Origin of the sequence: Dickeya fangzhongdai, assembly GCF_002812485.1 — a bacterium.
GTDB classification, from domain to species: Bacteria; Pseudomonadota; Gammaproteobacteria; order Enterobacterales; family Enterobacteriaceae; genus Dickeya; species Dickeya fangzhongdai.
In genome coordinates, this window is sequence record NZ_CP025003.1 from 76,846 (window position 1) to 90,686 (window position 13,841).

At 57.3% G+C, this 13,841-nt stretch carries 10 protein-coding genes and 1 riboswitch; of the genes, 6 read left to right on the plus strand and 4 right to left on the minus strand.

Features of this window, described 5'->3' with window-relative positions:
- Positions 1-8 precede the first annotated feature (8 nt).
- Positions 9-103: riboswitch (guanidine-I (ykkC/yxkD leader) on the minus strand.
- A 514-nt stretch (positions 104-617) separates the two neighbouring features.
- The 5 genes from CVE23_RS00340 (at position 618) to tnpA (ending at position 6,318) form a co-directional block, all read left to right on the plus strand.
- Positions 618-1,328, plus strand: a complete 711-nt coding sequence (locus CVE23_RS00340; protein WP_038920638.1) for a DUF3053 domain-containing protein — start codon at positions 618-620, stop codon at positions 1,326-1,328.
- Positions 1,329-1,836: 508 nt separating this feature from the next.
- The gene (locus CVE23_RS00345) at positions 1,837-3,744 is read left to right on the plus strand and encodes a PTS mannitol transporter subunit IICBA (protein WP_100848643.1); all 1,908 of its coding nucleotides are present in this window, start codon (positions 1,837-1,839) and stop codon (positions 3,742-3,744) included.
- Between the two features lie 75 nt (positions 3,745-3,819).
- The gene (locus CVE23_RS00350; RefSeq protein WP_038921167.1) at positions 3,820-4,968 is read left to right on the plus strand and encodes a mannitol-1-phosphate 5-dehydrogenase; all 1,149 of its coding nucleotides are present in this window, start codon (positions 3,820-3,822) and stop codon (positions 4,966-4,968) included.
- 77 nt (positions 4,969-5,045) lie between these two features.
- Positions 5,046-5,660 carry an MltR family transcriptional regulator gene (locus CVE23_RS00355; protein ID WP_202438406.1) on the plus strand — a complete coding sequence of 205 codons (615 nt, stop codon included), beginning with the start codon at positions 5,046-5,048 and terminating at the stop codon, positions 5,658-5,660.
- Between the two features lie 199 nt (positions 5,661-5,859).
- Positions 5,860-6,318, plus strand: a complete 459-nt coding sequence (gene tnpA / locus CVE23_RS00365; RefSeq protein WP_038918153.1) for an IS200/IS605 family transposase — start codon at positions 5,860-5,862, stop codon at positions 6,316-6,318.
- A 177-nt stretch (positions 6,319-6,495) separates the two neighbouring features.
- Here tnpA and CVE23_RS00375 read toward each other — a convergent pair whose 3' ends face one another.
- From CVE23_RS00375 to fdhD, 3 genes are all read right to left on the minus strand, one after another.
- Complete coding sequence (locus CVE23_RS00375) at positions 6,496-8,382, minus strand: methyl-accepting chemotaxis protein (protein ID WP_100848645.1); 1,887 nt, start codon at positions 8,380-8,382, stop codon at positions 6,496-6,498.
- A 266-nt stretch (positions 8,383-8,648) separates the two neighbouring features.
- Positions 8,649-9,275: a superoxide dismutase [Mn] gene (sodA, locus tag CVE23_RS00380; protein WP_038920635.1), complete on the minus strand. Its 627-nt coding sequence runs from the start codon at positions 9,273-9,275 to the stop codon at positions 8,649-8,651.
- 228 nt (positions 9,276-9,503) lie between these two features.
- Positions 9,504-10,328: a formate dehydrogenase accessory sulfurtransferase FdhD gene (gene fdhD, locus CVE23_RS00385; RefSeq protein WP_100848646.1), complete on the minus strand. Its 825-nt coding sequence runs from the start codon at positions 10,326-10,328 to the stop codon at positions 9,504-9,506.
- 368 nt (positions 10,329-10,696) lie between these two features.
- Here fdhD and exaC point away from each other — a divergent pair, with 368 nt between their 5' ends.
- A complete protein-coding gene (gene exaC / locus CVE23_RS00390) occupies positions 10,697-12,235 on the plus strand; it encodes an acetaldehyde dehydrogenase ExaC (protein WP_039691870.1) in 1,539 nt (512 codons plus the stop codon).
- A gap of 105 nt (positions 12,236-12,340) precedes the next feature.
- Here the strand turns inward: exaC and xylB are convergent, their stop codons facing one another.
- Positions 12,341-13,801, minus strand: a complete 1,461-nt coding sequence (gene xylB, locus CVE23_RS00395; protein ID WP_100848647.1) for a xylulokinase — start codon at positions 13,799-13,801, stop codon at positions 12,341-12,343.
- Positions 13,802-13,841: the final 40 nt, after the last annotated feature.

Genomic DNA, 13,841 nt, shown 5'->3' on the forward strand with positions numbered 1-13,841 from the left:
TCGCTGTATCCTCCCGGGCTTTTATCCCGCCGTGTAACCGCCAGAGGGCGGTCGGTGACTCTCGGACCTGCGCAGTAAAGCCGGAACCCTAGTCACCCATTTCCAAATTGTCTGGCGACACCGGTTGCCCGCTATCGCTCCTGCTGCCAGTCAGACAAAGCAAAATACTTGCCATGTTGCGTGTCGATACGAATCCGCCGCAGGCGTTTTCTTGATTTTTTATTTATCTTTCAAATTATTAACTGTGATGTGCTATGGCATCCTCCAGCCTGTCGGTTGGTCGGCGATTACCTGCCGTGCATTACCGGGATGCACTACTTGTGTGCAAGATTTGTGTGCAAGATGACATGTTGTGTGCAAGATGGTGTGCAACCTGCGCGAAGCCTTATGCACGTTGTGGTAACAGAATAGCGGCAGCAGAACAGACGATTCTGCGGGTGGCATGGCGTCGATCCGGCGTAGAATAGCGGTCCTTGATTGTTGAACAGGCCGTTGGGAGAAAAAAACAGGCGTGGTATGTCCCACGCGGCGGCAGGTTCGGTTACGCTTATGGCGACATGGCTCGCCGGGCGATAGAGACCGCCGGGTCACGGTGGTGAAAATAAACAGGAGTAGTAATGATGTTGGCGGATTACCGTTCGCGCTGGCTGCTGCCAGTGGTTATGTTGGTTGTGGCATTGCAACTGTCGGCCTGCGGCGACAAGGATAAGGATGCGCGTCAGGCGTTCATCACCTTCCTGCAGGGGATTTCACAGCAGGAAGGGCGCCAGTTGCCGGCGTTGTCCGAACCGCAGAAACAGAGCTTCGGGCGTTTTACCCAGGATTACGCTGTGATGACCGCTTTCAATCAGCAACTGGATCAGGCGCTGGCAGGCAGCCTGACGCCGATGCTGGACGTAGTGTCCCGCATTCGCGTGCCGCAGGATTACGTTACTCAGCGCGATAACCTGCGTCAGGCGCTGGGCGGCCTCAATATGCTGAGCCCGCAGGTGCAGAACGCCAAAACCCAGGCGGATAACGCCCGCCGTGCGCTCAAGCAGCCGGAAGAATTGCAGACGGTATACGATAAAGTCTATAACCGCGCCGTTTCCCTGCCGGCCAATGCGATGGTGACGGTAGTGCCGGCCAGCACGTCGTTTGCACAGAGCGTGGTGCAGGTGGGCGATTATCTGCAGACGCAAGGCAATCAGGTGGTGTTTGGCAACAACGGCGTCCAGTTCCACACCCAGCAGCAGGTGGATCAGTACAACAGCATGATGACCGATATCGCCAATCAGCAGCAGAAACTGTTCACGACGCTCAAATCCCAGAATTTCCTGCCTCACTAAGGTGACCCCGGCACGGGCTGGTTTTCTTGCGAAGGCCGGTTCGTGCTGAAAATATATTGTGATTTATCTCACATATTTCATATAAACCCAATTCGTAAAATGGTGATCTTAATCACTATTTTTTGTGACCTGATTGGTTTTTTTCTGACCATTTATCCGGTTTTATTATTTTTTTGTGAATTGTGTCACTTATTTGTGGTGGGATTGTGGGTGGTTTTTGTGATTTTTGTCACGATTTTCCCGCGAGTTGCGGTCTGAAAACCACGTGCTAGAGTCCGCTTGATAACGGGTTTTGGGGGGCCACGCCGGTGGCGCACGCTATTGAGATTTTTCGTCGTCACACGATGCCGTGATCGCGATACGACAGAGTCGACAATGACGACAATAGCGGTATGCACACATTGCGGTACACGACCTCATGATTCCGACGGAAGTCATCACGCTGTCTAACAATCAATAATTACCGCGCGAACGCTTTCCGCCGCGCGTTTCAAAGGGGTGTATCTCTATGCTCTCACCAGATACCAAGGTCAAGGTGCAGAATTTTGGCCGTTTCCTGAGCAATATGGTGATGCCGAATATCGGCGCCTTTATTGCCTGGGGGATTATCACAGCACTGTTTATTCCTACCGGATGGATCCCCAACGCGACGTTGGCCAAGCTGGTCGGCCCGATGATCACCTATCTGTTGCCGTTACTGATCGGTTTTACCGGCGGACGTCTGGTAGGTGGAGAGCGCGGCGGCGTGGTCGGCGCCATCACCACTATGGGCGTGGTGGTCGGCTCTGATATCCCGATGTTCCTCGGCGCCATGATTGCCGGCCCGTTGGGTGGCTGGGCGATCAAACACTTTGACCGCGCGGTTGACGGCAAAATCAAAAGCGGCTTTGAGATGCTGGTCAACAACTTCTCCGCCGGTATCATCGGCATGTTGCTGGCTATTCTGTCCTTCCTGGCGATTGGTCCGCTGGTCGAGGCGCTGTCGCGCATTCTGGCCGCCGGCGTACACCTGATGGTGCAGAACAACCTGTTGCCGCTGGCGTCGATTTTCGTTGAACCGGCGAAGATCCTGTTCCTGAATAACGCCATCAACCACGGCATCTTCTCGCCGCTGGGCATCCAGCAGGCGACGGAAGCCGGGAAATCCATCTTCTTCCTGATCGAAGCCAACCCGGGTCCGGGTATGGGAGTGCTGATGGCTTACATGCTGTTCGGCCGCGGCAACGCCAAACAGTCTGCGCCGGGCGCGGCCATCATCCACTTCCTGGGCGGGATTCATGAAATCTACTTCCCGTATGTGCTGATGAATCCGCGTTTGATTATCGCCGTTATTCTTGGCGGCATGACCGGCGTGTTCACGCTGGGCCTGCTGAACGGCGGTCTGGTGTCTCCAGCCTCGCCGGGTTCCATTCTGGCGGTGCTGGCCATGACGCCGAAAGGCGCCTACTTCGCCAATATCGTCGCGATCGCCGCCGCTTTCGCGGTCTCCTTTGTGGTGTCGGCCATCCTGCTGAAAAGCAGCAAAGTGAAGGATGACGACGAACTGGAGCTGGCGACCCGCCGTATGCAGGAAATGAAATCCGCGTCCAAAGGCCAGGCTGTCAGCGGCGTGAGCGGCGACCTTGGCACCGTGCGTAAGATCATCGTCGCCTGCGACGCCGGCATGGGCTCCAGCGCCATGGGAGCAGGGGTGCTGCGCAAGAAGGTACAGGATGCCGGTCTGCGGGGCATTTCGGTGACCAACAGCGCCATCAACAACCTGCCGGAAGACGTGGATCTGGTGATCACCCATCGTGATCTGACCGAGCGCGCCATGCGCCATGCGCCGCAGGCTCAGCACATTTCGCTGACCAACTTCCTCGACAGCAACCTGTACAACGATCTGGTTGCCCGTCTGCAGGCTGCTCAACCTGGCGAGGCCAAACCCGCTGCCGCCGCTGCGGTTGCCGAGCCGGCCGCCGCACCGCAGACGTTGTTCCAGTTGACGGAGAAAAACGTCTTCCTGAACCTGCAGGCCGCCGACAAAGAACAGGCCATTCGTTTTGCCGGTGAACAACTGGTAAAAGGCGGTTATGTCGAGCCGGCGTATGTCGACGCGATGCTGGAGCGTGAGAAACTGACCTCCACCTACCTGGGCGAGTCGATCGCCGTGCCGCACGGGACGATTGAAGCCAAGGACCGGGTGCTGAAAACCGGCGTGGTGTTCTGTCAGTATCCGCAAGGGGTGCGCTTCGGCGACGATGAGGACGACGTGGCTCGTCTGGTCATCGGTATCGCGGCCCGCAACAACGAACACGTGCAGGTCATCACCAATCTCACCAGCGCGCTGGATGATGAGTCGATAATAGAACGGCTGGCTCAGACGGAGAATGTGCAGGATGTCCTCGACCTGCTTTCCGGCAAGTCGCCTGCCTGACAGATAAAAAAGTGCCGCCTTCGGGCGGCGCTTTCTTTCCCGGATTGTTAAATCTCAGTAGTAAGGTTACGCATGATGAAAGCATTACATTTTGGGGCCGGCAATATCGGCCGTGGGTTTATCGGCAAGCTGCTGGCGGACGCGGGCATTTCCCTGACGTTTGCCGATGTGAACCAGCCGTTGCTGGATGCCATCAATCAACGCGGTAGCTATCCGGTTCGGATCGTCGGCGAACAACAGCAGGTAGAGACGGTCAGTCAGGTCAGCGCCGTACACAGCGGCAGCCCGCAGGCGGTTGAGCTGATTGCCGGGGTGGACCTGGTGACAACGGCCGTGGGGCCGCAGATTCTGGCGAAGATCGCCGGCGCTATTGCTCAGGGGCTGGTGAAACGCCATGCCAACGGCAACACCTCGCCGCTGAATATTATCGCCTGCGAAAACATGGTGCGCGGCACCAGCCAGCTCAAACAGCATGTGCTGGCGCAATTGCCGGAAAATACGCAGGCGTGGGTCGCGCAGCATGTCGGTTTCGTGGACTCGGCGGTGGACCGTATTGTGCCGCCGGCTGAAGCCGGCGAGTCCGATCCGCTGGCGGTGACGGTGGAAACCTTCAGCGAATGGATTGTGGATAAAACCCAGTTCAACGGCGAGCCGCCGGCGATCGCCGGTATGGAACTGACCGATAATCTGATGGCGTTCGTTGAGCGCAAGCTGTTCACCCTGAACACCGGTCATGCCATCACCGCTTACCTCGGCCAGCGCGCCGGGCACAGCACCATCCGCGACGCCATTCTGGACCCGGCGATCCGCCGCGTGGTGCAGGGGGCGATGGAAGAGAGCGGCGCGGTGCTGATTCGTCGCTACGGTTTTGATGCCGACAAGCATCAGGCTTACATCCGCAAAATTCTTACCCGTTTTGAAAACCCGTGGCTGCACGATGAGGTGGAGCGCGTCGGCCGTCAGCCGCTGCGTAAACTCAGCGCTGGCGATCGCCTGATCAAACCGTTGCTGGGCACGCTGGAATACAGCCTGCCGCATGACAACCTGATCCAGGGTATTGCCGCCGCGATGCATTATCGCAGCGAGCAGGACCCGCAGGCGCAGGAACTGGCGGCATTGATCGCCTCGCAAGGGCCGAAGGTTGCGCTGGCGCAGATTTCCGGTCTGGACGCTGACAGCGAGGTTGTCGGAAAAGCGGTGAGTGTGTATAACGCCATGCAGTAATCGGCGCGTCTCGGCACAGATCAGGCTGTGTCCCTGCTTTTCAATCGAGTGCGTTGGATAGGACGGGGGCGTTGAAGATGAAAAGCCATGCCCCCGTGGAGTCAGCCGCTCCAACGCGCAGGGGCAATACTGTGCGCGGAATTAACGTACGAGAAGCGACGATGGACGATACGCAGGCATTTGAAAACCGGGTACTGGAATCCCTGAATGCATCGAAAACGGTCAGAAGCTTTATGCTGATGGCCGTCGAATTATTGGCGGAAGCCGTCAGCCTGCTGATGCTGCAGGCGTTTCGCAAAGACGATTATGCCGTGAAGTACGCCGTCGAACCCCTGTTATCCGGCAGCGGGCCGCTGGGCGAGCTGTCAGTGCGGTTGAAGCTGATTTACGGTCTGGGGATGATCAGCCGTAAAGAATACGAAGATACCGAGCTGCTGATGGCGCTGGGCGAGGAGCTGACCCACGATGAGCATGGATACCGGTTTACCGATGATGAAATTCTCGGACCGATCAGCGAGCTGCATTGTGTGAGCAGCCTGCCGCCGTCGCCGATGCTGCCGCCGAGCGTCGATCCCGACGACGCGTTGCTGGCGGCCATGCAACAGCAGCGTTATCAGCAGATGGTGCGTTCCACGCTGGTGCTGTCGCTGACCGAACTTATCGCCGGCATCAGCCTGAAAAAGGCGTTCTGAGTCAGGGATATCAGATAATCAGAAACAAAGGGCAACCCGTTTGGGTTGCCCTTTTTGTCTATAGAAAACCCCCAGCTAGGCTGGGGGTTCCGTAAAGCTTCCAGCTTTGAGCCAGTTATCAAAACCCCTTTTGATTTGTTAAAACACCTTGCGGTCTGGCAACTGCAAAAGTTCAACAAGAAATCAAAAGGGGGTCCCAATGGGGGACGAAAAGAGCTTAGCGCACACCCGATGGAACTGTAAATATCACATAGTTTTTGCGCCAAAATACCGAAGACAGGCGTTCTACGGAGAGAAACGCCTGGCGATAGGCAGCATTTTAAGAAAGCTGTGTGAGTGGAAAAACGTACGTATTCTGGAAGCGGAATGCTGCGCAGATCATATCCATATGCTTGTGGAAATCCCGCCCAAAATGAGCGTATCCGGCTTTATGGGATATCTGAAAGGGAAAAGCAGTCTGATGCTTTATGAGCAGTTTGGAGATCTGAAATTCAAATACAGGAACAGGGAGTTCTGGTGCCGGGGATATTACGTAGATACGGTAGGGAAGAACACGGCGAAGATACAGGAATACATAAAGCACCAGCTTGAAGAGGATAAAATGGGAGAGCAGTTGTCGATCCCTTATCCGGGTAGCCCGTTTACGGGCCGTAAGTAACGAAGTTTGATGCAAATGTCAGATCGTATGCGCCTGTTAGGGCGCGGCTGGTAACAGAGCCTTATAGGCGCATCTGAAAAACCTCCGGCTATGCCGGAGGATATTTATTGCATTCTCGCTTTCGCTTATCCCCTTCGCCGAAGGGGATGCGATGCGCCGTCCGGCTGCTGCCTGCCGTTACCGCTTATAAGACAGCTGCTGTTGATGACCGGCAAACGGCAAACCGTGGCTGGCGGGCGCCAGTTCCTGCGTGGAGGAGAGGCGGAAAGCCGACACGGTGTTGGAGAGCATGACCGCCTGTTCTTCCAGCGAGCTGGCAGCCGCGGAAGATTGCTGCACCAGCGCGGCGTTCTGCTGGGTGGTGCTGTCCATCTCGACGATCGCCTGATTCACCTGGGCGATACCGCGGCTTTGTTCATCGGACGCGACCGTAATTTCCCCCATGATGTCGTGCACATGCGTCACCGCCGTCACAATTTCCTGCATGGTTTTACCGGCTGAGTGCACCAGATGGGCGCCTTTCGATACCTGATCGACCGAGGTGGAGATCAAACCTTCAATCTCTTTGGCCGCCTGCGAGCTGCGTTGCGCCAGGTTGCGTACTTCGTTGGCCACTACGGCAAAACCGCGGCCTTGTTCACCGGCGCGGGCGGCTTCCACCGCGGCGTTGAGCGCCAGAATATTGGTCTGGAAGGCGATGCCGTTGATCACCGAGGTGATTTCCGCAATCCGTTTGGAACTGCCCTCGATGTCGGACATGGTTTGCACCACGTCTTCCACCAGTTTGCCGCCTTCCTGTGCCGTGTGCGTCGCATCCAGCACCAGCTTGTTGGCCTGATGCGCGTTAGCGGCGTTCTGTTTCACGGTGGAGGTCAGTTGTTCCATGCTGGCGGCGGTTTGTTCCACCGACGCGGCCTGGGATTCGGTACGGGCGGCCAGGTCATTGTTACCGGTGACGATTTCGCTGGCGGCGGTGGTGATCTGGCTGACGCCCATACGGATGTCATCGATCATGTTGTGCAGATTGGCCTTCATTTTCGCCATAGCGCCAAACAACATGCCCAGTTCGTCACGGCGTGTGGTTTCAATGGCGATGGTCAGATCGCCGATGGCGATGCTTTCGGCGATAGCTACGGTGTTGTTCAGCGGCTGGGTAATCTGGCGGGAAATATACCAGGCAATCAGCGCGCCCAGCACCAGCGTAATCAGCGCGGTGATAGCAATCTGCCATTCGGCGCTGGTGATATCGCTCTGGGTGGCGGCGGTTTCCTCGGTGACCATCTTGTCGACATTGTCGAGCAGTTGATTGGCGGTTTCACCCAGCTGTTTGGCCTGATTCATCTCCGTCTGATAAGCCGGAAGGTAAGCCAGTACCTGCGTTTTGTAGGTCGAAAGCGTAGAAACCACCGGCGCCATGATGGCTTGCTGTTCCGGCGTCAGCGCTTGAATAAACTGATTAAGCGCCGCCTGCGCGTCATCCAGCGAGGTAACCAGCGGTTTTTCAGCATCACTGTTCAGCGATAGCAACAGGCCGCGCACCAGATAGCGGACCGTCACCAGCTTCTGGTGCAGCGTGCTTAACTGCAACTGAAGCGGCAGATTGCCGGCAACCTGTTGCTCGATCTGCTTGAGCGGTTTTTCCGAATCGGACAGGTTCCAGCTTTTTCTGACGTCATCTTTTTTGGCGATGGCGTCGGTATAGTTTTTTTGTCTTTCTTTATATTGGCTGATGAGCCTGGCGATATTGCTCAGTTTGTCGTCGTAATCGCCGCGCCAGGATTTATCCTGGATTGAAGAGATTAAATTAACAATGTTATCAATATGTTTGGTGTTTTGCTGGATGCTATCCGGGTTATAACTTGTGCTATACAAAACACGATAATAACGGGCTTCATTAACCTCATCGCTGATTTGATTGCTAAAGATAACTTTTTCAAAACGCCCTTTCAGTATTTCGATGTAGTGTACGCTTACTGCAGCAATAATGACGGTCAGCAACAGAATTAAGGAAAACCCTAATCCTAACTTCCTGCCGACTTTGATATTTTCGAATTTTATAGCCATTTTTTTTCTTCCATCATTAATAGGCTGAGTGATGAAGTAATGTGGTGAATAACCGATTTATTCGTGAATGTGAGATTGCCATGTTGGCGGCTGTGTGTAGTCTATAACAAAAACTGCAGAATCTATCGGCGCGCCATAGTGAAACTTTATACTGCTTTTCGCGGCGATAATCCTGAAAATAAAATAAAAAAAACCCGGCATAACAAATGTTATTCCGGGTTTGGTCGCGTTAATTTCTGATTTAGAAATTAATTTTTACCTTTTACTTATTTTTTGGCTTCAGCGAGACGTTTAGCCGCTTCGTCCCAGTTTACGACGCTCCAGAACGCTTTAATGTAGTCCGGACGGCGGTTCTGGTATTTCAGGTAATAAGCGTGCTCCCACACGTCCAGTGCGATGAGCGGATAGCCGGATGCGCCGGAAATCGCTTCGCCCATCAGCGGGCTGTCCTGGTTGGCGGTGGAAACGACAGCCAGTTTGCCGTCATCTTTCAGCACCAGCCACGCCCAGCCGGAACCGAAACGGGTTGCTGCCGCCTGCTCGAATTTTTCTTTGAACGCGTCAACGCTGCCGAAATCGCGCTCAATGGCGGCTTTCAGTTCGCCTGTCAGCGTGGTGCCCAGTTTCAGGCCTTTCCAGAACAGGCTGTGGTTGGCGTGACCGCCGGCGTTGTTACGCAGAGGGCCTTTTTTGTCGGCCGGCAGTTGATCCAGTTTGGTGATCAGCTCTTCGGCGGACAGGCTGGCGAACTCTGGCAGGGATTCCAGCGCTGCGTTAGCGTTATTGACGTAAGCCTGATGGTGTTTGGAGTGATGGATTTCCATCGTCTGCTTGTCGAAGTGCGGCTCCAGTGCGTCATAAGCATAAGGCAGGGATGGCAGTGAATAACTCATGTTTAGCATCTCCATTGTTGTCGTGCGCAATTTAGTTATTGGGCGGCGCTATTGCTTGTTAGCACCGCGTAAGCATTAGGTTCATTATAGTTAATTAAATGATCTTGAAAACGACTATTCGTGGCACCGGCCGGTTTATCTGCGCGCTTTATTCCGCGATTACAAGCGTTTATGCCGTAATCGCTCCGACTAACAACAAATCGATCTAAGCTCTGCCCGGTCTGACCATCAGGCCTGCAAGCGCTGCGGATGGGTATAGATGGTGGCGCGTCCGGGGCGACAGAAGCCGACCAGCGTCAGATTGCACCGCTCGGCCACCTCTACCGCCAGCGACGTAGCGGCTGAAACCGCAAACAGAATTTCCACCCCGCACATGGCGGATTTTTGCACCATTTCATAGCTGGCGCGGCTGGATACCAGCGCCGCTCCCTGTTGCCAGGGCCGGCGCGCGCGCGTTCCCAGCAGTTTGTCCAGCGCTACATGGCGGCCGACGTCCTCACAGCCGCCCAACAGTTCCCCTTCCGGCGACAACCAGGCCGCGGCGTGCGTCGAACCGGTCAGCGCGCCCGCCTGTTGCACGCTTTTCAGCGCCTGCAACGCCTGCTCCAGACGGGACAGCGAGAAGTGCTGGGTGAACGGCAGCGGCGACACCGGTTTGCCGATTTCTTCCAACTGCTCCACCCCGCAGACCCCGCAGCCGGTTCGCCCATCCATCGCCCGCCGGCGCGCTTTCAACCCGGCGAAACGGCGGCTGGACAGCTCGATCTGTACTTCAATGCCGTTGCACACCGGCACGACATCCATGCCGTAGATGTCCTGTGGCGACTGGATGATGCCTTCCGACAGGGAAAAGCCGAGCGCAAACGGCTCCAGATCTTTTGGCGACGCCATCATCACGACGTGCGAAATACCGTTATAGACCAGCGCCACCGGCACTTCTTCCGCCAACCAGTCCTGCCGCGGCGAATCCAGTTCACCCTGATGCCAGACGGTGCGCTGGCAGGCGCCAGCTATCAATCTCTCTGCGACGCCCTGAGAATCATCATTGTTCACGGTGTTGTGCCCGCTGTTACGTGTGTCTATTTTGACATTATTTCACCGCCGTGGCAGGGATGCGAATTTTTATCCCGTCAGTTTCCATCCACACCCTACGGATAAAAAAGTATGGCCTGAATGTGGGAATAACAAACTGTGCGCTGCGTCGAAGAGTGGCGTTTTTCCCTGCGGTAGACCTTTTACAATCTGGTAACACTGTATACGATTTAATCATTACTTTCTGTGAGGACTTATCAGCCAGACGGAGCTTTTCATGCCTGCCGGTTTCGCTCTGGCAGGCTCTGGCTGCCGCGGCGCAGGGGGGGGCCGGCATGACGCCGGGTATCCGCCTGCGATGACACCCTGTATCACCAAAGGAGACAGACATGGCCATCGATACCGCAGGAAACCGGGTGTTGCCCGGTGAATACGGACCCGCCCTCACGCTGAAAAAGCGCTACGACAACTTTATCGGCGGCGCGTGGGTGCCGCCATCCAGCAATGAATACTACGTCAACCTGACGCCGGTGACCGGCCAGCCGCTGTGTGAAGTCGCCAGTTCAAACAACCGCGACGTCGAACATGCGCTGGACGCGGCTCACAAGGCCAGCGCCGAATGGGGGGCGTTATCCACCCGCGAACGGGCGCAGATCCTTAATCGCATCGCCGATCGCATGGAGGCCAATCTGGATCTGCTGGCCAGCGCGGAAACCTGGGACAACGGGAAACCGATCCGGGAAACGCGCAATGCCGATGTGCCGCTGGGTATCGATCACTTCCGTTACTTTGCCGCCTGTATTCGCGCGCAGGAAGGGTCGATCAGCGAGATCGACCACGATACCGTCGCCTACCATTTCCACGAACCGTTGGGCGTAGTCGGGCAGATTATTCCGTGGAACTTCCCGCTGCTGATGGCGTGCTGGAAACTGGCGCCGGCGCTGGCGGCCGGTAACTGCATCGTACTGAAACCCGCCAAGCTGACGCCGCTGTCGGTGCTGTTGCTGATGGAGCTGATTCAGGATGTGCTGCCGCCGGGCGTGCTGAACGTGGTTAACGGCGCCGGCGGGCAGATCGGCGAGTACCTGGCGACGTCGCCGCGCATCGCCAAGGTGGCCTTTACCGGCTCGACCGAAGTCGGCCAGCAGATCATGGGTTATGCGGCGCAGAACGTCATCCCGGTAACGCTGGAACTGGGCGGTAAATCGCCGAATATCTTCTTTGCCGATGTGATGGATCAGGAAGACAGCTTCTTTGACAAGGTGCTGGAAGGGTTTGCGCTGTTTGCGTTCAATCAGGGCGAGGTGTGTACCTGCCCGAGCCGGGCGTTGATTCAGGAATCGATTTACGAACGGTTCATGGAGCGCGCCATCAAACGGGTGGAATCCATCCGGGTCGGCAATCCGCTCGACAGTCAAACCATGATGGGCGCGCAGGTGTCGGCGGGGCAACTGGATACCATCCTCAATTACATCGATATCGGCAAGAAAGAAGGGGCGCAGGTGCTGACCGGCGGGCACCGCAAAGTGCTGCCGGGGGAACTGGCGCAAGGTTACTATCTGGAGCCGACCATTCTGTTCGGCCAGAACAGCATGCGGGTGTTCCAGGAGGAGATATTCGGGCCGGTGCTGGCGGTGACTACCTTCAAAACGCCGGAGGAAGCGCTAGCGATCGCCAACGACACCCCTTACGGTCTGGGCGCCGGGGTATGGAGCCGCAACGCCAACATCGCCTACCGCATGGGCCGCGGCATCCAGGCCGGCCGCGTCTGGACCAACTGTTACCATGCCTACCCGGCGCATGCGGCGTTCGGCGGTTATAAACAGTCCGGTATTGGGCGCGAAACCCACAAGATGATGCTGGAGCACTATCAGCAGACCAAATGTCTGCTGGTCAGTTACTCCGAGAAACCACTCGGTTTGTTCTAAGCCAGCCGCTAGTCAGAAGAGGGCCGCTTTTGCGGCCCTTTCCTTTTTGCTAATACGGTAAGTTTATTAATACGGTGAGTTTTGCCATCGGCTGGGCGGCTTGCATCAGATCATCAGCGGGCTGAGTTGCTGGTAGAGCTGGCGGAATACCGTGCGCTGTTGCGCGTACTGCGCGTGGCGCGTCGGGTCCGGCTGGTGCGTTTGTTCCAGCGGCAAAGCGGGCAGCAACTGCGCCAGCGGCGTCGTCGGATTCAGCGCAATTTGCGCCAGCCGCGCTGCGCCCAGCGCCGGGCCGACATCGCCGCCGGTGCGGTACTCCAGCGTCTTGCCGCTGATATCCGCCAGCATCTGTCGCCAGTAAGCGCTGCGGGCGCCGCCGCCGATCAGCGTTACCTGCCGGGGTTCCAGCCCGGTTGCATGCAGCGCGTCCATGCCGTCCGCCAGCGCAAATCCCACGCCTTCCAACACCGCGCGCGCCAGCGCCGCACGGCCGTGCGAGTGGGTCAGCCCCCAGAAGGCGCCCTTAGCTTGCGGGTTGTTGTGCGGCGTGCGTTCGCCGGACAGGTAGGGCAGGAACCACACCGGCGTGGCGGTTTCATCCTCGCTTGCCTGTTCGGCTTCGGCGAGCAGCGCCGCCACGCTGTCGGCGTGCGTGAGCCGTGCGGCCCAATCGAGACAGGACGCGGCGCTCAGCATGACGGACATCAGATGCCAGCTGTTGGGCAACGCATGGCAAAAGCTGTGAACGGCACGTTGGGGATTGCTGAGAAAGCCGTTGCTGACCGCGAAGTAAACCCCGGACGTGCCGAGCGACAGCATGGCCTGGCCGGCCTGATACAGCCCGACGCCGATGGCGCCGGCGGCATTGTCGCCGCCGCCTGCGACCACCGGCACCGGCGGTATGCCCCAGCGGGCGGCGATGTCGGCGCGCAGCTGTCCGGTAATCTGGTTGCCTTCGAACAATGCAGGCATCTGATCGCGGTGTAGTCCGCAGGCGGTGAGCAGGGCGTCATTCCAGTCCCGTCGGGCGACATCCATCCACAACGTGCCCGCCGCATCGGACATGTCGCTGGCGAAATCCCCGGTCAGGCGCCAGCGCAGGTAATCTTTTGGCAACAGCACCTTGTCGATTTGCCGAAAAATATCCGGCTCGTGCTGCTGTACCCACTTCAGTTTCGGCGCGGTAAAGCCGGGCATCATCAGGTTGCCAGTGATGCGGCGGGCGTCCGGCACCTGTTGCTCCAGTTGCAGGCATTGTGCGGCGCTGCGTCCGTCGTTCCACAGGATAGCCGGGCGCAACACCCGCTGCTTCGCATCCAGCAGCGTCGCGCCGTGCATCTGGCCGGTCAGCCCGATGGCCCGCACACCCTGCAACGCCTGTTGCTCGGCCAACCCGGTCAGGGCGGCGTCGGTCGCCTGCCACCACGCTTGCGGATCCTGTTCCGACCACAGCGGATGTGGGCGTGAGACATTCAGCGGCACACTGTGGCTGGCCGCCACGTCGCCGTTTTCCCGTAATAAGATGGCTTTCACGCCCGATGTGCCAAGATCGATGCCGATGTACATAACGCCTCGCTGTGACTTCGTGTGCCGTTATCAGGCTGTA